Source organism: Lysinibacillus sp. FW12 (assembly GCF_050817245.1).
In the GTDB taxonomy this organism is placed as follows: domain Bacteria; phylum Bacillota; class Bacilli; order Bacillales_A; family Planococcaceae; genus Lysinibacillus; species Lysinibacillus irui.
This window is the reverse complement of sequence record NZ_CP139094.1, coordinates 13,738-36,405: the sequence shown is the minus strand read 5'-3', so window position 1 is coordinate 36,405 and position 22,668 is coordinate 13,738. Positions and strand designations below refer to the sequence as shown.

Below are 22,668 nucleotides of genomic sequence, written 5' to 3'. Positions count from 1 at the left end.
TGAATATTGAATACATTAACAATTATAGGCTTAGGTGCGGGGGATTTTAATCAGCTGCAAATGGGCGTTTATAGAAAATTAAAGGCTGCTAAAAAATTATATGTACGAACAGTGGATCATCCAGTATTAAAGGAATTAGAAGCTGAGGGAGTACAATTCGAAAGCTTTGATAAGGTTTATGAAAAACATGATGCATTCCAGCCAGTCTATGCAGAAATTGCAGATGCTCTTATTGAAGCTACTGCTGTTGAGGATATTATGTATGCTGTGCCAGGCCACCCATTGGTTGCAGAACAAACAGTACAATTACTTATTGCAGCGGCTAATAATAGTCGAATTAATTTAGTCATTGAGGGTGGTCAAAGTTTCCTGGACCCAATCTTTGGCGCATTAAAAATTGACCCAATTGAAGGCTTCCAATTACTTGATGGTACTAGTTTTTCAATGCATGACATCAACATGCGTCAACATATCTTAATTGCTCAAGTATACGATACATTTAGTGCTTCAGAAGTGAAGCTAACATTGATGGAAAAATACGCTGATGAGTACCCTGTGACAGTTGTTACGGCTGCAGGGTCTTCACAAGAAAAGATTGTAACGGTACCTCTCTATGAGCTCGATCAAAGTGTCGAAGTAAATAATTTAACAACAGTGTACGTTCCGCCTGTAAAATCTCAGGAAGAAGCATTGAGAGATTGGACAACATTCCGCCAAATTATTGCCACGCTAAGAGGTCCGAATGGCTGTCCTTGGGATCAAAAACAAACACATGAGTCATTAAAAAAATATTTACTTGAAGAAGCACATGAATACTTGGCTGCTGTAGATGCTGAGGATGATTTTGCAATGATTGAGGAACTTGGTGATGTGCTATTACAAATATTTTTACATGCCCAAATTGGTGAAGATCAAGGCTACTTTACACTAGAGGATGTTTTAGCTTCAATTAGCGAAAAAATGATTCGTCGCCATCCGCATGTTTTTGGTGATGTAGCAGTAGAGGATGCTGATGCTGTAGTTGCCAATTGGGAGGTAATCAAAGCTAAGGAAAAGGGTACTAGCGATAAACCATTATTAAAAGAAGAGTATAGAGCATCCTCTTCATTACAGACAGCCTATAACTACCAAAAAAGAGCTGCCAAAGTAGGTTTTGATTGGCCTGATGTGGAGGGAGCATGGGATAAGTTTGCTGAGGAATGGCAGGAATTCCGCCATGAGGTGACAAAAGGCTCAAATGCCTCCCGTCTTGATGAGTTTGGTGATGTATTATTTACATTAGTGAACTTAGCACGTTTTTACAAGCTGTCTCCAGAAGAGGCCATGTTACATGCAAATGAGAAATTTGCTAGACGATTTGGTTATGTAGAGGAACAGGTGAAAATTAGTGGAAAATCATTTGCTGATTTTACATTAGAACAATTAGATGCATTCTGGAATGAAGCAAAGCAATTAGAAAGGGAGTAAAAAGATGAGACTAGATAAATTTTTAAAAGTATCCCGTTTAATAAAACGCCGCACTTTAGCTAAAGAGGTGGCAGATCAAGGGCGTATTACAGTCAATGGAAAGGTAGCAAAAGCTAGTAGTGCTATAAAAGCTGGGGATGAGCTAGCTATCCGTTTTGGTCAAAAAATAGTAACAGCTCGTGTTGAAGAATTACGTGATACAGTGAAAAAAGAAGATGCAGCAAAAATGTTTACAATTTTGAAAGAAGAAAGACTAGAAAAAGTTGAACCTGAATTTATCGATGATGAAGAATAGCGTTAATTTTATTTTCTAACTTACCTAATGTTGCCCTACCGTTCTTTTGTGGATGAAAGTAATGCACAACTTAAATAAAGTTTGTCATGCTTTGAAGGTTGTCCGCATAAAGTGAACAGAAGCTAGGACGACTAAAGGAGGAAGAAAATGACGCTACATCAAGAAAGTAATCGTTACACAATTCCATCTGGAGAGCATATTTTAACGATTCGTAATCGTAAAAGAATGGACATGACTTCTGTAAAATCAATTGAACGCTTTGATCAGGAAGAGTTTTTTATTAAGACGTCCCAAGGGCACTTGTTAATTCGTGGTGAGGAACTGCATATCGTTCATTTAGATGTTGACAAAGGATTATTGACACTTGAAGGAACTGTAAAAACCTTACAGTATGACGAGGAGGAAAGTGGCTTCTCGAAAGGTTTCCTTCATAAGTTATTTGGATGATTGTTAGTGAACAATTTTATCAATTAATTGTCATGGTTTTGAGCGGTATAGCAGTTGGTTTCATAATTGATAGTGTAAGACTTATTGTTTTTTCAACTCCAAAAAGGTCAAGCCTTCGCAAGTGGATGATGATTTTTGAAATATTAACATGGATTCTACTTGGAGGATTGACATATTATTTATTATTTTGGCTAAAAGACGGCGCTTGGCGGGCTTATGACCCGCTAGCGCAAATAGCCGGAATTTTTTTGTATCAATCGTTTTTTCAAACTTTTTTACGTTTCGTAGCTAGAATTTTGGTGAATATAACATGGAGGCCCTTCTGGTTCATTGTACGTTTCATTGTCACTGTAATTCGACATATTTTGCAGCTATTATTAAATATAGTAATGTTTGTTATAAGACCTTTTGTCAAAATTTATTCGTATTTGTCCTACACTTTTTTTAAAAAATTACGATATTTGAAGTATAATAAAAAGCAACAATAATTTTCGGAGGTGCGGGCATGACTAGACGTCATTCATCAAATGATGAACAACAGAACTTCACAAAGCTTGATAATGACTATGTCCGTAACACGGATAGAGCTATAAATCGCAAACAACAAGCTCGTAAACGTAAAATGCGTCGTATTGTCTTTTTTGCGATTGTACCAGTCATTATTATCGCTCTTCTCTTAAATGTGCTGTCACATCAAAATGAAACATTAGCGGCAAAAGAGAAATCAAAAGAAGAAGCGAATAAGCATCTCACTGAATTGAAAGAGGAACAAGAAACATTAAACCTTAAAATCAAACAATTACAGGATGATGAATATATCGCGAAACTACTAAGAAAAGAGTATTACTTATCCGAAAAAGGTGAAGTTATTTTCATTATGCCAGATAAGAAAGATAAAAAGGACGACTGAAAAGCTATGTATTGTTGACACTCTTTTATTGTTATATATAATGAAAAGAGAAGCTTATAGTAGTAAAAGGTTTGATTAAATTGATTACATGGCTCAAAAGAGTCGCTTAATTTTTAAGGAGGAGCATTTTTTTTATGTCAATTGAAGTAGGCAGCAAGGTACAAGGTAAAGTAACAGGAATCACAAATTTTGGAGCATTCGTTGAGCTGCCAGATGGCAAAACAGGCTTAGTTCACATTAGTGAAGTTGCTGACAATTATGTAAAAGATATCAATGAGCATCTAAAAGTTGGAGATGAAGTTGAAGTAAAAGTGATGAATGTTGAAGCGGACGGAAAGATTGGTCTTTCAATCCGTAAAGCAAAGCCTCAAGCTGAGAGACCAGAGCGACCAGCACGCCCACGTCGTGAGAATCGTTCTAATGATCGCAACGAACGCCACCAGCCAAAAGAAAATTTTGAGCAAAAAATGGCACGCTTCTTAAAAGATAGTGATGAACGTCTAGCAACACTTAAACGTGCTACAGAATCAAAACGCGGAGGTCGCGGAGCTAGAAGAGGGTAGTTTGCTGACTGTTTTAATCGTAGAAAAAGTGTATGAAATAGAGTTGGGATTAGCTTGTTCATAGCTAATCCCTTTTTTCATGTCCCTATAGAGTAGAAGAAGGCCTTCTCTTCTTTTTTATAGGTGTTATATCCTTTTCGTCAGCAGGAGCGATAATTGCCTTTTCTGCTGGATGGGTCACCATTTTGACAAGTAAAAAAACACCATATATACTTACCGCAAGTCCGCAAAGTAATAGTGCTATTTGAACAAAAAAAGGTAAATTAATAAGAATTGAAATTAAAATAATCATCGAGCCGCTCCCACAAATTAAAGCAGCCTTCGTTAATGCGCCCAAGGAAAATGAACCCCCCTAAAAATAAATCTTTTATTTAGTATGCCATATTTTAAACTTTGTTACATAGAATTTTCAACGTAATGAGTGGATTCTAGGAGCCCATAGCTTACATTTTTAGAATAAAAATAGGCGCCTCAGAAGTAGATTCTGAGACGCCTATTTGAGATGACCCGTACGGGATTCGAACCCGTGTTACCGCCGTGAAAGGGCGGTGTCTTAACCACTTGACCAACGGGCCTACTATGGTGGCGGCCGAGGGGATCGAACCCCCGACCTTACGGGTATGAACCGTACGCTCTAGCCAGCTGAGCTAGGCCGCCAATATAGTAAATGGAGCGGAAGACGAGGTTCGAACTCGCGACCCCCACCTTGGCAAGGTGGTGTTCTACCACTGAACTACTTCCGCATGTCGTTAAGCAACAAGTTAAATAATACAAGCCAATTGCGTTAGTGTCAAGTAAGTTTATTAAAAAAATAATAAAAAATATAATTAATAAAAATTAGTGTAGAAGTGTTATTTTAGCGGATTTTTTGTTCTTACGTAGAAATGTATCGGTGCAGTAGTTTAATGAAGTACGAGATAGTACATAGAATGCCATTTAAGTATGGTGAGGGTAAAAGTATAGACATTATTATTTTGTATCAATAAGGTGGTTTTTCAACGTTTTTCATAAATATAAGGCAACTGTGAAAGAAATTGTTGCCAGTTCTCGTATTTATGTATATCTATTAGTCGAAATATTTTAATTTTTTTCTGTCAACGTCAGACAATCTTTCCACACATAATTTTTTATAATAGCCAAAAGTGCGGAAAGGGGAAAGTTATATGACAAGTATTGAATGGTATAATACAACGAATGTAGAAGGCCGAAAAATAGGTATAAAAAAGAAACAAATACTGATAGGCTCTCTATTTTTCTTAACCGCTTTTTTTCTAGCTCAATCCGTTGTGTTCGAAGCAGCTGTACCGTTCTCAGTTCCTTTTTGGGCCATCATTCGAACGAAATATAGGGAGTATGCAAAATATGTTCTATTTGGTAGTTTAGTTGGTTGTTTTTTCCTTGGCTTTGGACAAGTCCTTATTCTAGCTTTACAGATCGTTATGTATGAATGTATTATGCGTTTCCGTTACTGGCAGCTGCCACAAAGCATTGCCGTATCTTTAGCTGTATTGCTAGTACAAATAATGTGGCAAGGAGTGATGTATCAAGGCTTACCACCAGTGCTTGTACAATTTTATGTAGGCTGTGAGGTAGCTCTAGCTCTTATTATGACGCTGTTTATGCAAGTGCTGTTTGTTAACTCGTATGAATGGTTTACGAGTCATTGGACATATGAGAAGCTGGGTTCTGGATTAGTGGTGTTTGCCGCCATGCTTACAGGGATGCAAGCAGTTGTGTTTAGCTATTTTTCTCTCCCCATTTTTTTATTGCAACTCTTTATCTGTTTTGGTGCATTAGTTGGGAGTGTTCCCTTGGCAACTGTAATCGGGGCTGTGCTAGGGACGCTAATCGGTGTGGCAAAGCTTTCATTTACCGGCATGCTCTCAGTTGCAACTTTAACAGGGCTGTGTGCGGGTATGGGAGCGAAGGGTGGTAGATTTGGGGTTGCCATCGGAAGTATTTTACCAAGTGTGTTCTTTTTATTTTATGACGCCACATTGCCTTTAGATAGCGTTTATTTTACCTCTATTGCTATTGGTAGTCTTCTTTTTCTAATGATTCCTAAAAAATATTCAGATAAGGTAAGGGACAAGCTCTTCCCACAACGTGAGGAGGTTTTACTGGCACGTCAGAACTGGTTAACAGATCATGTAACATATAAGTTAGAGCATTTTCAGCATTTTGTTCAATTCATGAAGGAGCTTGTGTTTGATCGTTTTATGACGGCACCGGTTGAAGAAGCGAAGGAAGTTTCTCCAATGAATACTTGTTTAAGTTGTTTCAGATACGAACATTGCTGGGGAGCTAAAAATAATGGGATGGACAAGCTGATGACTGATTGGTTTCATATGAAAGGAGTAGGTAAAGAATCAGCTATCCACCGTGTAGAAGAACAAATACGCTATAAATGTGTGAAATCGACGAAGATTTTTGAGGAGTTAGATACGGAGCTCTATAGAGAACGGATTAACGGGCAGTATTTCCATGGCAAAAAAATGATTGCTCTGCAACTTCGTGATATGAGTAATCATTTAAACCAGTTAATTGCTGAGATGAAGGAGGATACGATTTCATTTGTAAGTGTTGAAAAAGACATCGCTGAACGTTTAAAGGAGGCCCATATTGAATGTTTTCAACTTGATGTGCTTAGCAATAAGCCAGGAGCAAGAAAAATTGTCTGTGCTTTAGCGCCAGCACGGGTCAACTGGGAGGAAGATACGACACTAGCTGAACGTATGATATTGCCAATTCTTTATGAAATTTTTGATGAACCTTTTGAAATTGAAAAAGTAACAGCCTGTGAAATACCGTTTCGTCATGTACAAATATGCTTTAGATCAGCTATTAGCTTTGAAGTAGAGTATGATATATATAGCATGTCTAAAAATGCTACCTTATACTCTGGGGATTCACATGCCCTCTTCCAATTGCATCCAGGGTTATTTGCGATATTGTTGTCTGATGGTATGGGGCAAAGTAAAGAAGCACAACATGAAAGTAGAAAATTGATACATTTGATGAGAGAGTGTCTCAATTACAATATGAATCCGGAAACTGCGATGCATACATTGCATTATGTCATGTCATTAAAGCAACAAGATGATATGTACGCAACACTTGATTTTGCTCTCGTTGATTTACAGCATGGTGATTTGTGGTCGTGGAAGGCTGGAGGAATGTCGACCTATATTTTACGTGGGAAAGAAGTACTGAAAGTTGAAAGTAATGCAGCACCTGTAGGATTCTTATCAATTTCAGCAGTGGAGGCTGAGAAAAGGAAACTGAAGGCAGGAGACGTCATTTTAATGCATTCAGATGGTCTATTTTCAAGCGTAGCTGATTGGAGTGAGCAGGAGGAGGCGTTTTTAGCTTTTGCACAGCAGGTCGCAAGTACAAATAAAACCATTCAAGAAAAGTTAACTACGATTATGCAATCATTCCAAAGTTATTATGACATTGAGGACGATTGTACAGTACTAATGTTAGAGGTGACACATGTTGTACCGACATGGTCTGTTTTTAGACCAGCTCAATATTCTATGAGTCACTGATAATCAATAACAACGAAAAGGGGAGGAGAAGCGTTTGTCATTTGAATTAAAGGTCAAAACATTTATTGAAGAAGAGCAATTATTACAGCAAGGCGACCATCTTCTCATCGCCGTTTCGGGTGGAGTGGACTCAATGGCATTACTCCATTACTTTGTACAGACACAGGAGCAGTGGAATATTCAAGTAGAAGCAGTGCATGTTGACCATATGTTGAGAGGACAAGCTTCAGCTGAAGATAGAGCGTTTGTCCAAAAGTATTGTGACGACAATGGTGTTTCCTTACATGCTACCGAGATTCCAGTACCTGCAATTATGGCACAGGAAAATGGTAATACACAGCTCATTTGTCGTAGAGAAAGGTATCGATATTTCAAAGAAATCTTGGGAAAAATAAATGCAAATAAGCTTGTAACTGCACATCATGCGGATGACCAACTGGAGTCAGTATTAATGGCCCTTACGAAAAACGCAACAATGAATAGTATGCAAGGCATACGTCCCCAACGACTTTTTGAAGGAAAATCATTAATTCGTCCGTTTTTAACGGTTACAAAGTCTGAAATAAGGGAATATTTACTTAGAAAAGGTTTGGATTATCGAGAAGATGCTAGCAATTCCAAAGATACTTATGTACGCAATCGATTTAGACATCATGTAGTGCCTTTACTGGAGGCGGAAAATCCTCGGGTAACTGAACAAATCACCCATTTTACAAAGCATTTACAAGTAGACGACGCCTTTTTAATGTCATTAGCCCAAGATGTATTTTCTCAAACCGTAATAAGAAGTAACGAAAATACATATAGCCTAGAAATTGAGGCTTTTCAATTGATACCACTTGCTTTACAAAGGAGGCTCATTTTAATACTATTAAACTATCTTTACAAAGATTCAAATACGATACAAAGTTTTGCTTTATTGACTTCAATTTTAAAGCTTTGTGATACAACAGCAGGGTATGCTGAAATTCACTTGCCTGAAGATTTTCTAGCAGTTCGCCGTTACGGGAAATTAACGATTCAGAAGAATAAACCATTAGAGGATCAAACATCTCCTGAGAAACAGATTATTTCAATTGCTAATGGATGGACAACACTGATAAATGGTGAACGCTTATGCGTAGTCAATTTGCATGATTTATCGTCTGAATTGCTGACGGATACTGCACAACTTTTTTATTTTAACGCTAGCAAACTCCATCTACCGCTTTACATTCGAGCACGGAAGGATGGAGATAAAATGCTGTTAAAAGGAATGGATCAGCCAAAACGCTTATCTCGCCTTTTTATAGATGAAAAGATTCCTTTAAATGAGCGAAATAGCTGGCCGTTACTGATTTCTCAAACTGATGAGGTGGTAGCGGTAATTGGTGTGCGTATGGGAATATTTTTTTCAACCACTCCGCAACCAAACGATGATACAGTGCTCATCGTAGACTAAGGTCTTTGTAAAATATTTCAACGTAATAGGTTGAAGATTTTTTGATACATCACGAGGAGGAATCGATATGTTACAAAATGACATCGAAAAAATTATGATTACAGAAGAACAATTGCAAGAAAGAATTGCAGACTTAGGAGCACAACTAACAGCGGAATACAAAGATGCATTCCCATTAGCTGTAGGTGTTCTTAAAGGGGCAATGCCATTTATGACTGATTTAATGAAACGTTTCGATTCTTTCATTGAATTAGATTTTATGGATGTTTCTAGTTATGGTAACGCTACTGTTTCTTCTGGTGAAGTAAAGATTTTAAAGGATTTAAATACAAGCGTTGAGGGACGTGACGTATTAATCATCGAGGATATTATTGATAGTGGTTTAACGTTAAGCTATCTAGTGGATTTATTTAAATATCGCAAAGCAAAATCCATCAAAATTGTTACATTACTTGATAAACCATCAGGTCGCAAAGTAAACCTATCTGCTGATTATGTTGGCTTTGAAGTGCCAGATGGCTTCGTTGTAGGGTATGGTTTAGATTACGCAGAAAAATATCGCAACTTACCTTATATTGGTATCTTGAAGCCTGAAGTTTATTCTTTCTAAGATACAAAAAGACCAGCTATTAAAGTAAGACCTCCAGCGCAAGTCACGTATTTTTCGTTATGTTTAACATAATTCAAAATCTTGACACAATGTTCAGCTAAATCAAGTCCAAGGAACAGGTACAATTACGCTGGGACGTATAAAGATGGCCTAAAAACTGTTTTGATAACGGCAAAAAGTGAACGAAACATTTTTTAAGTAGGGCTTTTCGTTGTATGATGAAATCATGATATGTTAAGATTTTACTTATAATTTTTCTGTTTGTAATGAGGAGGCTGGAGATGAATCGAATATTTCGATATACCATATTCTATCTACTGATTTTCCTAGTGATTATCGGTATTTTTGGTACTTTCAATGGTGGAAATTCACCAACGAAAGAATTATCTTATCATGAGTTTCAAGAAGCTCTAGATAAAAAAGAAATAACAAGTGCAACAATTCAACCTGATAAATCAGTTTACGTCGTTGAAGGTACACTGAAAGGTTATGAAAAGGGTCAAAGCTTTACAACGAATATCCCTCGTGATAACCAATCTTTAATGGACCGTATCGATGAGGCTGCTAGGGATAAAGATAGTAATATTAGTTATTTAGCAGCACCAGAAACAAGTGGATGGATTCAATTCTTTACGGGAATTATTCCTTTCATTATCATCATTTTCTTATTCTTCTTCCTAATGAGTCAATCTCAAGGCGGCGGAAATAAAGTGATGAGCTTTGGTAAAAGTAAAGCTAAGCTTTATGACGATCAAAAGAAAAAAGTACGTTTTACAGATGTAGCAGGTGCTGATGAAGAGAAAGCAGAGCTTGTTGAGGTTGTAGAATTTTTAAAAGACCATCGCAAGTTTACTGAAATTGGTGCGCGTATTCCAAAAGGTATCTTACTTGTAGGTCCTCCAGGTACAGGTAAAACATTACTTGCCCGTGCAGTAGCAGGTGAAGCAGGCGTTCCTTTCTTCTCAATTTCGGGTTCTGATTTCGTAGAAATGTTTGTAGGTGTCGGTGCATCACGTGTCCGTGATTTATTCGAAAATGCTAAGAAAAACGCACCATGTATCATCTTTATTGATGAGATTGATGCGGTTGGTCGTCAACGTGGCGCAGGTCTTGGTGGTGGACATGATGAGCGTGAACAAACACTTAACCAATTGTTAGTTGAAATGGATGGTTTCGGAGCAAACGAAGGTATTATTATTATCGCTGCAACAAACCGCCCAGATATTTTAGATAAAGCGTTATTACGTCCTGGTCGATTTGACCGTCAAATTACAGTAGGACATCCTGATGTAAAAGGACGTGAGGCGATTCTTAAAGTACATGCACGCAATAAGCCATTAGCAGATACAGTTGATTTAGCAGCAGTTGCACAACGTACGCCAGGTTTCTCAGGTGCAGATTTAGAAAACTTATTAAACGAAGCAGCGCTTGTTGCGGCTCGTAAAAGTAAACGCACCATCAATATGGCAGATATCGATGAAGCTTCTGACCGTGTAATCGCTGGTCCAGCTAAAGCTAGCCGTGTATATTCAGCCAAGGAGAAGAAACTTGTATCCTTCCATGAAGCCGGCCACGTAGTTGTTGGTCTTGAGCTTGATGAAGCAGATACAGTACACAAAGTAACAATTGTTCCGCGTGGTCAAGCGGGTGGGTATGCGATTATGTTACCGAAGGAAGAGCGCTTCTTTACAACAAAGCAAGAGCTTTTAGATCGTATTGCAGGTCTCCTTGGTGGTCGTGTAGCTGAAGAAATTGTTCTTGGTGAAGTTTCTACTGGGGCACATAATGATTTCCAAAAGGTTACAAGCATTGCTCGTGCAATGGTTACTGAATACGGAATGAGTGAAAACCTTGGTGCTATGCAATTTGGTTCAAGTCAGGGCGGTAATGTATTCCTTGGTCGCGACTTTAATTCAGACCAAAACTACTCTGATTCTGTAGCTTATGAAATCGATAAAGAAATGCAAAAAATTATTGATACTCAATATGAGCGTACAAAACGTATCCTAACGGAAAAACGTGAGCTGCTTGATTTAATTGCCAATACTTTAATGGAGAAAGAAACGTTAAATGCACAGGAAATCGAGCATTTGCGTGACCATGGTGTTTTACCAGAGCCAGAGGCTGTAGAAAAAATTGAGGATAATACGCCGAAAATTGAAGCGAAGCCAACATTAGATACAATTGGTAAACCAGTTGTTGAAAAAGAGCTACTGAGTAAAGAGCCGAATCCAACAACTCTTGATTTAGCTAAAGAAAATAAAGAACAACAAAATGATGCTCCTAAAGGTATCGATGAAAAACGTGATTAAAAGTAGGAAGACTGTTTACTAATTTGGTAAGCAGTCTTTTTCTTTGCCTTTTATTACTAATAAGCATTAGGATATAGGAGTGAAAGATAAGCTCTATACGAATCTTCGTTAGAGGATATTTTATAGATAGGAGTGTTTAAGCATGGGAAATGTAACATTGAATAATGGACTTAAAATGCCTTTAGTTGGTTATGGCGTTTTTAGAGTACCTGAAGGAGATGACTTAGCTGAAGCTGTAAAAACAGCAATTGCAAAGGGTTATCGTAGCATTGATACAGCACAGGTATATCGTAATGAAGAAAGTGTTGGACGAGGAATACGTGCAGCCATAGAAGAAGGTTTAGTAACTCGTGATGAACTATTTATCACATCAAAAGTTTGGAACGATGGTCTTTCCTATGACGAAACACTTGCTGCTTACGATAGTAGTTTAGAAAAAATCGGGTTAGACTATTTGGATTTGTATTTAGTGCACTGGCCAGGGATTGACGAAAATTACATTGAAGTTTATAAAGCACTAGAAAAAATATATCAAGATGATCGAGTACGTTCAATTGGGGTTAGTAATTTCCACGTACACCATTTAGAAAAGCTTTTGAAGGAAACTACTGTTGTCCCTGTTATTAATCAAATCGAATTCCATCCGCATTTAACACAAGAGGAAGTTCGTGCTTATTGTCAGGATAAAGGCATACAGGTGGAGGCGTGGTCTCCATTGATGAATGGTTCCCTACTAGAGGAAGCCTTAATTCAAGAGTTAGCATCTAAATACGATAAAACGCCTGCGCAGATTGTATTACGCTATGATGTACAACATAATGTAGTTACGATTCCAAAAACGATGACACCTACACGTATGGTCGAAAATCTAGATGTTTTTAACTTTTCTTTAACAGATGAGGAAATGGCGCAGTTAGATGCGTTAAATGATGGATTACGTTGCGGTCCAGATCCAGAAACATTTAATTTCAAATAATTTCAATGGGGCTTCCTACTTTAAGGAAGCTCCTTTTTAAAGAACAATGTTTTTTGATTACTCTTCAAAATTTATGACATTCATAAGAGGTATTGAGGTAAATGTGGGCTTTTGACGGTGTTCCGTTTTTCTGCGTGTGTTTGACAACTGATTATCAAACAAAAAGCGTTCATTTCCACCATTTAGACGAGAGGGACATCTGCTGAATCAAGATAAAAAGTGTGGTATCATTTTCTAAAGTATATTCACTTTTTTTAGACAAAAGTTGTAACAATAGAGTGGCGAAAGTTACAATGACGATATGGGAGGTGTTAGCCTTGATTTTAGTTTTAGATGCAGGGAATTCTAATATTGTATTAGGTGTCTACAATGACAACGATCAATTAGCCTTCCATTGGCGTATGGTAACAGACCTTCATAAAACAGAAGATGAATATGCTATGCAAGTTCTTTCTTTTTTTAATCACGCAGGCATTTCATTTGAACAAATTACAGGCATTATTATATCCTCAGTTGTGCCACCAATTATGTTTTCATTAGAGGCAATGTGTCAGAAATATTTTCAAAAAAGGCCTTTGGTAGTTGGTCCTGGTGTAAAAACAGGTTTAAATATTAAATACGAAAATCCGCGTGAGGTAGGGTCTGACCGCATTGTGAATGCCATAGCAGCTCTTGATTTATATAAAGCCCCTTGTATCATAGTTGATTTTGGTACAGCGACAACCTATTGTTATTTGAACGAAAAGGGCGATTACATGGGTGGTGCTATTGCACCGGGCATAACTATTTCTACAGAGGCTCTTTATACACAAGCTGCGAGATTGCCGCGTATTGAAATAGTTCGACCTACACATATTATCGGGAAAACGACCGTTTCTGCCATGCAGGCAGGAATTTTTTATGGCTTTGTAGGACAAGTGGAGGGCATTGTAAACCGAATGAAAGCACAAAGTAAAGAGGAGCCGTTAGTGATTGCTACAGGTGGACTAGCAAATCTGATCGCAGGGGAGACACAAATAATTGATGTTGTGGATCCATTTCTAACTTTAAAGGGTTTATATAAGCTATATAAACGTAACCAATAGGAAATGAGGGACATTCTATTTATGAATGATTATTTAGTAAGAGGTTTAGGTTTTAATGGTCAAGTACGTGTATTTGCAGCCCGTACAACAGCCACAGTAGGAGAAGCACAACGTCGTCATAATACATGGCCGGTTGTATCAGCAGCTTTAGGTCGTTCAATGACAGCCGCTGTCATGATGGGAGCTATGTTAAAAGGCGAAGAGAAAATCACTATAAAAATTGAGGGTAATGGCCCAATTGGACCAATGGTGATTGATAGTAATGCACATGGTGAAGTACGTGGGTTTGTGACAAATCCTCATGTTCACTTTGATTTAAACGAACATGGTAAGTTAGATGTTCGTGCAGGTGTTGGAACAGAAGGAGCTCTTACAATCGTAAAAGATCTTGGATTAAGAGATATGTTCTCTGGACAAACACCAATTGTTTCGGGTGAAATTGCTGAAGATTTTACTTATTATTTTGCTACTTCTGAGCAAGTACCGTCATCTGTTGGATTAGGTGTACTCGTTAATCCAGACAACACTATTCTTGCAGCTGGTGGATTTATTTTACAATTAATGCCTGGTTGTGAGGAAGAAACGATCAAAGAAATTGAACAACACCTTGCTACAATAGAGCCTGTTTCAAAAATGATTGAAAAAGGGTTTACGCCAGAGCAAATTCTAGAAGCTGTTTTAGGAAATGGTCACCTGCAAATTTTAGATTCCATGCCAATTGAATTTAAATGTCAATGTTCTAAAGAGCGGTTTGGTGCAGCAATTTTAGGTTTAGGAACTGCAGAAATTAAAGAAATGATTGAAGAGGATGGCGGAGCTGAAGCAGAGTGTCATTTCTGCTTAGAAAAATACAGCTTCTCTAAAGATGAGTTAGAAGGGTTTATCGATGAGCTCAACGCGTAATCGAAGACCCTCAACCACTGTATCACCAAACCAAACGCCTTTAATGCAACGTCGTTTAAAGACAAAACCTGCTTTAGCTGTTATATCGATTTTGTTATTAGGAAATATTTTGTGGTTCATTAGTTGGTTGATCCCGAATAAAGGTCAGGAAATTGGTAGCGATGAGCAGGTCGCTACCATTGACGGGGATGTAATTACACGCCAAGAATGGATGATTGCCATGGAAGAACGATATGGTAAAGAAACACTCCAAAATTTAGTGAATGAATCGGTCATGGAAAAGGCAGCTAAAACATATAAAATAAAAGTTACAGACAAAGAAATTGACCTTGAACTAGCGCTAATGCGTTCTGCTCAAGATAAGTTTGATACGGCCATGCAAAATCTTTCAGCAGAGCAGCTACGCCAAAAAATTCGATCACAGCTTATATTGGATAAAGTACTCACAAAGGACGTAGTGATAGAAGAAGAAAGTGTTGAAAAGTATTATGAGGAAAATCAAGGATTATATAATACAAAAACAAGCTATCGTACCAATTTTATTGAAGTCGATTCAAAAAAGGCTGCTGACGAAGCATTGGGTGAATTAAAAAATGGCTCTGATTTTATGGTGCTGGCACGTGAAATTTCCGTTGATAGTGCCTCAGCTAGTCTAGGGGGAGATATTGGCTACCTTACAGAGAATCAGGAAAATATAGACCCCGCAATTATTAATGCTGTGAAATCTCTTAAGACAAAAGAGGTAAGTAAGGCCTTTAAATTAGATAATGGTCATTACGGAATTGTTCAAGTGCAAGAGGTATTAGAAGGACAATCCTTTACATATGACGATGTGAAAGAACATATAGAGCGGGAATTGGCTTTAGAGCAATTACCACAATCCGTAACACCAGAAGCATTTTGGTCTGAATTTAATGCTACTTGGTATTATGGTGAGTCTAAAAAGGAAAAGTGATAAACGAAAAGAGTCTGCAATTTTTTGTGGGTACAACGAGTCTGATCAAACTTGCAGGCATTTGTAGTGACAAACCCAAATAAAAGAGGCAGATTCTTTTTATCTTTATTTAAAAACAAAGTATCAGATAAATATTCTGAAAATATACGGTTTATTTATTGACAATCGAATGGAAAAATTGATAAAATACAAAATAAGTAAAACCTATAAAAATAGTAGGGATTGGGAGTGGATTATTAAATGAGTAAAATAGCAAACTCAGTAGCTGAATTAGTTGGTAAAACACCAATCGTAAAATTAAATCATGCAACAAGTGAAAATGAAGGTACTGTATATGTAAAATTAGAATATTTTAATCCAGGTAGTTCAGTAAAAGACCGTTTAGCCTTAGCAATGATTGAGGCGGCCGAAAAAGATGGGACATTAAAACCTGGCGGTACAATTATTGAGCCGACATCCGGTAATACAGGTATTGGTCTTGCAATGATTGCAGCTGCTAAAGGATATAAAGCCATTTTAGTTATGCCAGAAACAATGAGCTTAGAGCGTCGTAACCTTTTACGAGCTTATGGCGCAGAGCTAGTGTTAACTCCAGGTCCAGCAGGTATGAAAGGTGCAATCGCTAAAGCAGAAGAATTATCTGCAGAGCACGGCTACTTCCTGCCACAACAATTTACAAACCCAGCGAACGCTGTTATTCACCGTCTAACAACTGGTCCTGAAATTGTAGAAGCATTTGATGGTCTAACACTAGATGCATTTGTAGCTGGTGTTGGTACGGGTGGTACAATTACGGGTGCTGGTGCTGTATTAAAAGAAAAGTATCCAAACATTGAAATCATTGCAGTTGAGCCAAAGGATTCACCAGTACTTTCTGGTGGTCAACCAGGGCCACATAAAATTCAAGGTATTGGTGCTGGATTTGTTCCAGCAGTATTAGATACTGACATCTATTCTTCAGTATTCCCTGTTGAAAATGAGATTGCTTTTGAAGTAGCGCGTAAAGTGGCTCGTGAAGAAGGGATTTTATGTGGTATCTCATCTGGTGCTGCTATCTATGCTGCAATTGAAGCAGCAAAACGTTTAGGTAAGGGTTCAAATGTTCTTGCGATCGTTCCTTCAAACGGTGAGCGTTATCTATCAACACCTTTATACCAATTTGAAGATTAATTTTTAATTTTTATGTTAGGACTCCTTTATAAAAGGGGTCCTTTTTAATGCCTAGAAATGGACACTATTAAAATTATAAAAATATTCGCTTCTATGTACTATTCAAGTTAAGATGGAATCACATCATATGTTTAAAGGGGAAAGAAGACTTGAAGACTATACTTACGAAAACATTAACGATGGATGCAGATTCATTTTTTTATAGCTACAAGAAACAAACAGAGACACAACAAGCACATGTATTTTTAGAAAGTGGACGTGGTGGACATTTTACGATTGCTGCTTGGAATCCATTAGCCATTGCACAATCGGTAGAGGATGGACTGTCAGTCAATTGGAGAAATGGTAGACACGAAGTTTTACAGGGTGAATCTCTGGCCTTACTGGAAGAGCTCGTGGCAGAATATAAAATTCCTTATCATGCGGAGCTTCCTGTTTTTCAAGGGGGAGCCATTGGATTTGTCACATATGATTATGCACGTAAAATTGAAGTGCTTCCTAATACAGCGAAGAATGACTTAGAAATACCAGACAACTATTTTTATATATTTGATTGCTGGGCAGTGCATGATGTGAAGACCAATATAGTGACGCTTATGAAGATAGACGAAAGTGATGTTAACTTGGAACAGTGGGCTCATAACTGGCAGGTTGCAGCACAAGATGGACTAGCTACGCGAAAATTTGAAAAAACAAACGCTGTAGAAGTTATCAATGATGAAAATGAACTACTTGTTTCATTTGCTGGAACAGATTTTGAGGCAGCCGTAAAAAAAATACAAACCTATATAGCACAGGGTGATGTGTTTCAAGTGAATTTGTCTGTTCGACAGTCCAAGAAATTAAATGCTTCAGCTATGGATGTCTATGAGGCATTACGAGCATTTAATCCATCACCGTACATGGCTTATATTGAAGCACCAGATTTTGCTGTTGTTTCTGGATCCCCGGAGTTATTAGTCAAACGCCATGGAAATGAATTATCTACAAGGCCAATTGCTGGTACTCGACCAAGAGGGAAATCAGAGGCGGAAGATTTAGCATTAGCACAAGAATTAATTGATAATGATAAAGAACGTGCTGAGCATGTGATGCTAGTGGATTTAGAGCGCAATGATTTAGGTCGGGTGTCAACCTATGGAACAGTGGAAGTGGACGAGTTTATGGTCATTGAGCGCTATTCTCATGTAATGCATATTGTGTCGAATGTACGAGGCGAAATAGCGGAAGGTAAAACAAATGCGGATGTTATTCGTGCAATGTTCCCAGGAGGGACAATTACAGGAGCTCCGAAGATCCGCACTATGGAAATTATTGAGGAACTAGAGCCTGTGCGCCGTGGTTTATATACAGGTTCGATTGGTTGGCTCGGCTTTACAGGTGACATGGAGTTTAATATTGTCATTCGGACAGCGTTTATAAAAGATGGAGTTTCACATATCCAGGCAGGGGCAGGCATTGTCATTGACTCTGTTCCCGAAAGAGAGTATCAGGAATCGTTAAATAAAGCGAAGGCAATGTGGCAGGCAAAGGCAATGGCAGAGGAGCGAGCAAAATGATTTTAATGATTGATAATTATGATTCTTTTATCTATAATATCGTCCAATATTTGGGTGAATTTGGTCATGAGATAGTGGTGAAGCGCAATGATGTTATAACGGTAGAGGAGATAGAACAACTAGCACCAGATATAATTGTTATTTCACCGGGACCATGTAGCCCAAATGAAGCAGGTGAAAGCTTGAACATTATTAAATATTTCGCAGGAAATATTCCGATTTTGGGTGTTTGTCTTGGTCATCAGGCGCTTGCACAGGTATTTGGCGGCAATGTCATACGGGCCGAGCGTCTAATGCACGGAAAGACATCACCTGTACTCCACGCTGAAGTAGGTTTGCATAAAGGCATGCCAAATCCATTCCTGGCGACTCGCTACCACTCCCTTATTGTAGAGAAAGAGACATTACCAGCTTGTCTTGAAATCACAGCTTGGACTGAGGAGGGAGAAATTATGGGGCTACGTCATAAAGAATATCCAATTGAGGGTGTACAATATCATCCAGAATCCATTATGACTGAGCAAGGTAAAAGACTCCTTCGCCAATTTATAGAAACCCACGTCGAAGGGGTGAAATAGATGCAATGCTGGATGAATGGGCACTATGTGGCTGCACGGGATTTGCGTATTTCTCCATTTGATCATGGATTTTTGTACGGATTGGGTTTTTTTGAAACGTTTCGGACATATGGAGGTCAGGTATTTGGCTGGGAAGAACATATGGAAAGATTACAGCTTGCATTATCACAATACCACATTCATTTAACCTATCCTGAAAATGTTTTACTAGAGGTAGTGCAGCAATTAAATGAACTTGCAGGCGGGCAAGATGGCTACTTCCGTTTAAATGTATCAGCTGGAGAGCATAATATTGGACTACAGCCAACCGAATATAAACAACCCAATGTCATCATCTTTCGTAAAGAACTTCAGGACATACCGCGGGGGACTGAGAAAATAGCCCAATGGCTTTCAACTCCACGCAATACACCTGAACAAGGATTACGTGTTAAATCACATCATTATGGCAATAACGTACTCGGTCGCTTTGAAATGCCGTCATTGGCACAGCAAGAAGGTTTCTTTTTAACGCAAGAGGGTTATGTAGCTGAAGGGGTAACATCAAATGTTTTTTGGGTAAAAAATGATATACTATATACGCCTTCTTTAGAGACAGGCATTTTACCAGGGATTATTCGAGCATGGGTCTTAGAGAAGGCCAATGCTCTTGGTCTTAAGGTGATGGAAGGCTTTTATACAAAAGAAGAGTTACTACGAAGTACAGAATGCTTCATTACCAATTCTGTGCAAGAGCTTGTGCCTATAAGTAGCTTAGAAAACCTACAATTTTTAGGCAATAAAGGGCCAATTTATTCGTGTTTACATGAAGCATTTGTTCAAGAAGTGGAGCAAGGATAGAAGGAGCGTTTTCATGCTAGAAAAATATACGAAACCATTAACCATTAATGGTATTACATTAGACTATACAAAAGAAACATTTGTTATGGGCATTCTAAATGTTACACCAGATTCCTTCTCAGATGGTGGCAAGTATAACAATGTTGAAGCTGCTGTTGCTCAAGCGAAAAAAATGGTTGCTGATGGAGCTAAAATAATTGACGTTGGTGGGGAATCTACTCGTCCAGGGTATGAACGAATTTCAGATGAAGATGAGATTGCACGGATCGTACCTGTTATTCAAGCGTTAGCCAAAGAAGTAAAGGCGATTATTTCCGTTGATACGTATAAAGCAAATGTAGCACGTGCCGCAATTGAAGCGGGGGCACACATCATTAATGATATATGGGGAGCAAAAGCGGAGCCGGAAATTGCCCAAGTTGCTGCAGATTTGCATGTTCCCATTATTTTAATGCACAATCGTGAAAATATGGACTATGGTATTGATTTTTGGGCCTCGGCAAAAGCGGATTTAGAAAGAAGTATCGCTATTGCACATCAAGCCGGCGTTCCTGATCATCATATCATCTTAGACCCAGGTATCGGCTTTGCTAAAAACACTGCACAAAATATTGCTATGATGCAACATTTAAGGGATTTAGTAGCTATGGGCTATCCAGTGTTATTAGCGACATCACGGAAATCAATGATTGGCAATGTCTTGAACCTACCTGTCGAGGAGCGTCTTGAAGGGACTGCTGCAACAGTAGTTTACGGTATTGAAAAGGGTTGTCATATGATAAGAGTTCATGATGTAAAAGAAATGGCACGTGCCACGCATATGACTGATATTTTAGTAGGAAAACGTTTGTTTAAGGAGGAAGCGTGATGGATTATATTCACTTAAAGGACATGCAGTTTTACGGCTATCATGGTGTATTAGCAGCAGAAACGACTCTTGGTCAACGCTTCAGAGCAAATGTTTCTCTTGCTGTAGATATGACAAAGGCTGGGGAAACTGATGATCTCTCTTATACAGTCAATTATGCAGAGGTATATGCGATATGTCGTGATATCGTAGAGGGCGATCCATTAAAGCTTATTGAAGCTCTTGTTGTGAAAATAGCGAATGCAGTATTAACAACCTACCCTGATAAAGTAAAGGGCGTTCGAGTAGAGCTAATTAAACCAGACCCACCTATTCATGGTTATTATAAAGAGGTGTCTGTTGAGGTAACGAGAGGTGATTTCTAATGAAGGATGTCTACCTATCTATCGGAACTAATATGGGAGAGAGATATGAGAATCTTCAGCATGCCGTTGCCCTATTAAAGGAAAAAAGTAATATTGAGGTTGTTCGTATTTCATCTGTTTATGAAACAGCTGCAGTGGGGTACACAGATCAGGCAGATTTTTTAAATATAGCTGTTCATATAAAAACGAATGTCTCATCTGCTGATATGTTGGAGATTTGCCAATCAATTGAACAGGAATTAGGGCGTATAAGAGAATTCCGCTGGGGCCCACGAATCATTGACCTTGACATTTTGCTTTACAATCACGAAAATATTAAAACTGAGAGCTTAATTGTTCCCCATCCAAGAATGTACGAGCGAGCGTTTGTCTTAGTACCCTTAGTTGAGATTACACCATCACCTCTTGGTGAACAACTACAACAAGCACATAATCTGTTGCAGCAAATGGATTGCGAAAATGAAGGTGTAACCTTATGGAAAACGTTTAAAGAACCTTCGACGGTACATTAAGCTATAGAAATACAGTATCAATGAATTTTAATGCACAGCATTAACATAGATAGCGAAGAAGAGGAAAGAGCCTTTAGAGGAGGAAGACAACGTTGAGTCATACAACAGAGAAGCCATTTCAAATTGGCGATATTGTTATGGACAATCGAGTAGTTTTAGCGCCCATGGCAGGGATTTGTAACTCTGCTTTCCGATTAACAGTTAAAGAGTTCGGAGCAGGGCTTGTCTATGCCGAAATGATTAGTGATAAGGGCATTGTCCAAAAAAATGAGAAAACATTAGGTATGCTTTATATCGATGAACGTGAAAATCCTCTGTCACTACAAATTTTTGGTGGAGATAAAGCAACCTTAGTGGAAGCGGCGAAGTATGTGGATGAAAATACTACTGCTGATATTATTGATATCAACATGGGGTGCCCAGTTAATAAAATTATAAAATGTGAAGCAGGAGCTCGCTTGTTATTAGATCCAAATAAAGTATATGAAATGGTGGCAGCTGTTGTTGATGCAGTTAAAAAACCTGTCAGCGTAAAAATGCGTATTGGCTGGGATGATGAGCATATTTTTGCCATTGAAAATGCACAAGCTGTTGAGCGTGCAGGTGCCTCTGCAGTAGCAGTCCATGGACGTACTCGTGTACAAATGTACGAGGGTAAGGCGAATTGGGATATCATTCGCCAAGTAAAGGACAACGTGAAGATTCCTGTGCTTGGTAATGGTGACGTGGAAACGCCACAAGATGCTAAACGGATGCTCGATACAACAGGAGTAGATGCTGTTATGATTGGTCGTGCAGCATTAGGTAATCCATGGATGATTTATCGTACCGTTCAATACCTAGAAACTGGTGAGCTAAAGGAAGAACCGAGTATCCGTGAAAAGATAGATGTATGTCTATTGCACTTTGAACGTTTACTCCAGTTAAAGGGCGAAGGAATAGCAGTACGTGAAATGCGTAAACATGCTTCATGGTACTTAAAAGGAATTCGCGGTAATGGTAAAGCGCGTAATGCGATTAATCAAACTGAAACAGCAGCGGATCTTCGTGTACTATTAAATAGTCTTGTACAGGAATATGAAGAGGTCGAATCTAATTTAATCGTTCCTGAAGCAAAAGAATTAATAATATAGTTTTTTATGGCGTCTCACTATTATAAGAGACGCCTTTTTGTGCTGACTTTAATTTTTAGAATTATTAATCATCTTGTGTTGAATTGAAAATAAACTGAAAGAGATGATTACAGCACTAAAATTGTGTA

23 protein-coding genes and 3 tRNA genes are annotated in these 22,668 nt (G+C 38.3%); 22 read left to right on the top strand and 4 right to left on the bottom strand.

What is annotated here, in order from left to right:
* The first annotated feature begins 6 nt into the window (after positions 1–6).
* The 6 genes from mazG to SJW71_RS00200 all read left to right on the top strand — a co-directional run bounded on the left by mazG (position 7) and on the right by SJW71_RS00200 (position 3,682).
* Positions 7–1,467, top strand: a complete 1,461-nt coding sequence (gene mazG / locus SJW71_RS00225) for a nucleoside triphosphate pyrophosphohydrolase (protein ID WP_274795168.1) — start codon at positions 7–9, stop codon at positions 1,465–1,467.
* Between the two features lie 4 nt (positions 1,468–1,471).
* Positions 1,472–1,762, top strand: a complete 291-nt coding sequence (locus tag SJW71_RS00220; protein WP_322605661.1) for an RNA-binding S4 domain-containing protein — start codon at positions 1,472–1,474, stop codon at positions 1,760–1,762.
* Positions 1,763–1,909: 147 nt separating this feature from the next.
* On the top strand, positions 1,910–2,209 hold the full coding sequence (gene yabP / locus SJW71_RS00215) for a sporulation protein YabP (protein WP_004229167.1): 300 nt from the start codon (positions 1,910–1,912) through the stop codon (positions 2,207–2,209).
* Positions 2,206–2,697, top strand: a complete 492-nt coding sequence (gene yabQ / locus SJW71_RS00210) for a spore cortex biosynthesis protein YabQ (protein WP_312507368.1) — start codon at positions 2,206–2,208, stop codon at positions 2,695–2,697. The genes yabP and yabQ overlap by 4 nt, the downstream gene beginning before the upstream one ends.
* Before the next feature lie 17 nt (positions 2,698–2,714).
* Complete coding sequence (locus SJW71_RS00205; protein ID WP_274795170.1) at positions 2,715–3,119, top strand: FtsB family cell division protein; 405 nt, start codon at positions 2,715–2,717, stop codon at positions 3,117–3,119.
* 134 nt (positions 3,120–3,253) lie between these two features.
* The gene (locus SJW71_RS00200) at positions 3,254–3,682 is read left to right on the top strand and encodes a S1 domain-containing RNA-binding protein (protein ID WP_274795172.1); all 429 of its coding nucleotides are present in this window, start codon (positions 3,254–3,256) and stop codon (positions 3,680–3,682) included.
* An 85-nt stretch (positions 3,683–3,767) separates the two neighbouring features.
* On the opposite strand, the gene SJW71_RS00195 is transcribed toward SJW71_RS00200, so the two are convergent.
* The 4 genes from SJW71_RS00195 to SJW71_RS00180 all read right to left on the bottom strand — a co-directional run bounded on the left by SJW71_RS00195 (position 3,768) and on the right by SJW71_RS00180 (position 4,425).
* Positions 3,768–4,019, bottom strand: coding sequence for a hypothetical protein (locus SJW71_RS00195; RefSeq protein ID WP_312507367.1), 252 nt, complete (start codon positions 4,017–4,019; stop codon positions 3,768–3,770).
* Between the two features lie 166 nt (positions 4,020–4,185).
* A tRNA-Glu gene (locus SJW71_RS00190) sits at positions 4,186–4,257 on the bottom strand.
* 5 nt (positions 4,258–4,262) lie between these two features.
* Positions 4,263–4,339: transfer RNA gene (locus tag SJW71_RS00185), tRNA-Met, on the bottom strand.
* An 11-nt stretch (positions 4,340–4,350) separates the two neighbouring features.
* Positions 4,351–4,425 (bottom strand) — tRNA-Gly (locus SJW71_RS00180).
* Between the two features lie 420 nt (positions 4,426–4,845).
* Between SJW71_RS00180 and SJW71_RS00175 the strand changes: the two genes are divergently transcribed.
* From SJW71_RS00175 to dusB, 16 genes are all read left to right on the top strand, one after another.
* Positions 4,846–7,233 carry a SpoIIE family protein phosphatase gene (locus SJW71_RS00175; protein WP_274795174.1) on the top strand — a complete coding sequence of 796 codons (2,388 nt, stop codon included), beginning with the start codon at positions 4,846–4,848 and terminating at the stop codon, positions 7,231–7,233.
* Positions 7,234–7,267: 34 nt separating this feature from the next.
* A complete protein-coding gene (gene tilS, locus SJW71_RS00170) occupies positions 7,268–8,674 on the top strand; it encodes a tRNA lysidine(34) synthetase TilS (RefSeq protein WP_274795175.1) in 1,407 nt (468 codons plus the stop codon).
* A gap of 67 nt (positions 8,675–8,741) precedes the next feature.
* The gene (gene hpt / locus SJW71_RS00165; RefSeq protein WP_274795176.1) at positions 8,742–9,284 is read left to right on the top strand and encodes a hypoxanthine phosphoribosyltransferase; all 543 of its coding nucleotides are present in this window, start codon (positions 8,742–8,744) and stop codon (positions 9,282–9,284) included.
* 281 nt (positions 9,285–9,565) lie between these two features.
* The gene (gene ftsH, locus SJW71_RS00160) at positions 9,566–11,596 is read left to right on the top strand and encodes an ATP-dependent zinc metalloprotease FtsH (protein ID WP_274795177.1); all 2,031 of its coding nucleotides are present in this window, start codon (positions 9,566–9,568) and stop codon (positions 11,594–11,596) included.
* Between the two features lie 142 nt (positions 11,597–11,738).
* Positions 11,739–12,572 (top strand): aldo/keto reductase, encoded by an 834-nt coding sequence (locus tag SJW71_RS00155; RefSeq protein ID WP_274795178.1) that lies wholly within the window; start codon positions 11,739–11,741, stop codon positions 12,570–12,572.
* 317 nt (positions 12,573–12,889) lie between these two features.
* Positions 12,890–13,657 carry a type III pantothenate kinase gene (locus tag SJW71_RS00150; protein WP_274795179.1) on the top strand — a complete coding sequence of 256 codons (768 nt, stop codon included), beginning with the start codon at positions 12,890–12,892 and terminating at the stop codon, positions 13,655–13,657.
* Positions 13,658–13,678: 21 nt separating this feature from the next.
* The gene (gene hslO, locus SJW71_RS00145) at positions 13,679–14,560 is read left to right on the top strand and encodes an Hsp33 family molecular chaperone HslO (protein ID WP_274795180.1); all 882 of its coding nucleotides are present in this window, start codon (positions 13,679–13,681) and stop codon (positions 14,558–14,560) included.
* Positions 14,544–15,515: a peptidyl-prolyl cis-trans isomerase gene (locus SJW71_RS00140; protein ID WP_431811632.1), complete on the top strand. Its 972-nt coding sequence runs from the start codon at positions 14,544–14,546 to the stop codon at positions 15,513–15,515. The genes hslO and SJW71_RS00140 overlap by 17 nt, the downstream gene beginning before the upstream one ends.
* Before the next feature lie 240 nt (positions 15,516–15,755).
* Positions 15,756–16,685, top strand: coding sequence for a cysteine synthase A (gene cysK, locus SJW71_RS00135; protein ID WP_274795182.1), 930 nt, complete (start codon positions 15,756–15,758; stop codon positions 16,683–16,685).
* A 149-nt stretch (positions 16,686–16,834) separates the two neighbouring features.
* Entirely contained in the window at positions 16,835–18,244 is a 1,410-nt protein-coding gene (locus tag SJW71_RS00130; protein WP_396631776.1) for an anthranilate synthase component I family protein, read from the top strand.
* Complete coding sequence (gene pabA / locus SJW71_RS00125) at positions 18,241–18,822, top strand: aminodeoxychorismate/anthranilate synthase component II (RefSeq protein ID WP_322605671.1); 582 nt, start codon at positions 18,241–18,243, stop codon at positions 18,820–18,822. Before SJW71_RS00130 ends, pabA begins: the two co-directional genes overlap by 4 nt.
* Positions 18,823–19,662: an aminodeoxychorismate lyase gene (pabC, locus tag SJW71_RS00120; RefSeq protein ID WP_322605659.1), complete on the top strand. Its 840-nt coding sequence runs from the start codon at positions 18,823–18,825 to the stop codon at positions 19,660–19,662.
* Between the two features lie 13 nt (positions 19,663–19,675).
* Positions 19,676–20,530, top strand: coding sequence for a dihydropteroate synthase (gene folP / locus SJW71_RS00115; RefSeq protein WP_274795185.1), 855 nt, complete (start codon positions 19,676–19,678; stop codon positions 20,528–20,530).
* Positions 20,530–20,895: a dihydroneopterin aldolase gene (gene folB / locus SJW71_RS00110; RefSeq protein ID WP_274795186.1), complete on the top strand. Its 366-nt coding sequence runs from the start codon at positions 20,530–20,532 to the stop codon at positions 20,893–20,895. Before folP ends, folB begins: the two co-directional genes overlap by 1 nt.
* Positions 20,895–21,407 (top strand): 2-amino-4-hydroxy-6-hydroxymethyldihydropteridine diphosphokinase, encoded by a 513-nt coding sequence (gene folK, locus SJW71_RS00105; protein WP_322611851.1) that lies wholly within the window; start codon positions 20,895–20,897, stop codon positions 21,405–21,407. Before folB ends, folK begins: the two co-directional genes overlap by 1 nt.
* 92 nt (positions 21,408–21,499) lie before the next feature.
* Positions 21,500–22,540, top strand: coding sequence for a tRNA dihydrouridine synthase DusB (gene dusB, locus SJW71_RS00100; RefSeq protein ID WP_322605656.1), 1,041 nt, complete (start codon positions 21,500–21,502; stop codon positions 22,538–22,540).
* The last annotated feature ends 128 nt before the right edge of the window (positions 22,541–22,668 follow it).

What these genes read in the sequence shown, in the direction of transcription:
- SJW71_RS00220 (WP_322605661.1), top strand. Translation starts at nt 1,472, where the DNA reads ATGAGACTAGATAAATTTTTAAAAGTATCCCGTTTAATAAAACGCCGC.
- yabP (WP_004229167.1), top strand. Translation starts at nt 1,910, where the DNA reads ATGACGCTACATCAAGAAAGTAATCGTTACACAATTCCATCTGGAGAG.
- yabQ (WP_312507368.1), top strand. Translation starts at nt 2,206, where the DNA reads ATGATTGTTAGTGAACAATTTTATCAATTAATTGTCATGGTTTTGAGC.
- SJW71_RS00205 (WP_274795170.1), top strand. Translation starts at nt 2,715, where the DNA reads ATGACTAGACGTCATTCATCAAATGATGAACAACAGAACTTCACAAAG.
- SJW71_RS00200 (WP_274795172.1), top strand. Translation starts at nt 3,254, where the DNA reads ATGTCAATTGAAGTAGGCAGCAAGGTACAAGGTAAAGTAACAGGAATC.
- SJW71_RS00175 (WP_274795174.1), top strand. Translation starts at nt 4,846, where the DNA reads ATGACAAGTATTGAATGGTATAATACAACGAATGTAGAAGGCCGAAAA.
- hpt (WP_274795176.1), top strand. Translation starts at nt 8,742, where the DNA reads ATGTTACAAAATGACATCGAAAAAATTATGATTACAGAAGAACAATTG.
- ftsH (WP_274795177.1), top strand. Translation starts at nt 9,566, where the DNA reads ATGAATCGAATATTTCGATATACCATATTCTATCTACTGATTTTCCTA.
- SJW71_RS00155 (WP_274795178.1), top strand. Translation starts at nt 11,739, where the DNA reads ATGGGAAATGTAACATTGAATAATGGACTTAAAATGCCTTTAGTTGGT.
- hslO (WP_274795180.1), top strand. Translation starts at nt 13,679, where the DNA reads ATGAATGATTATTTAGTAAGAGGTTTAGGTTTTAATGGTCAAGTACGT.
- SJW71_RS00140 (WP_431811632.1), top strand. Translation starts at nt 14,544, where the DNA reads ATGAGCTCAACGCGTAATCGAAGACCCTCAACCACTGTATCACCAAAC.
- cysK (WP_274795182.1), top strand. Translation starts at nt 15,756, where the DNA reads ATGAGTAAAATAGCAAACTCAGTAGCTGAATTAGTTGGTAAAACACCA.
- pabA (WP_322605671.1), top strand. Translation starts at nt 18,241, where the DNA reads ATGATTTTAATGATTGATAATTATGATTCTTTTATCTATAATATCGTC.
- pabC (WP_322605659.1), top strand. Translation starts at nt 18,823, where the DNA reads ATGCAATGCTGGATGAATGGGCACTATGTGGCTGCACGGGATTTGCGT.
- folP (WP_274795185.1), top strand. Translation starts at nt 19,676, where the DNA reads ATGCTAGAAAAATATACGAAACCATTAACCATTAATGGTATTACATTA.
- folB (WP_274795186.1), top strand. Translation starts at nt 20,530, where the DNA reads ATGGATTATATTCACTTAAAGGACATGCAGTTTTACGGCTATCATGGT.
- folK (WP_322611851.1), top strand. Translation starts at nt 20,895, where the DNA reads ATGAAGGATGTCTACCTATCTATCGGAACTAATATGGGAGAGAGATAT.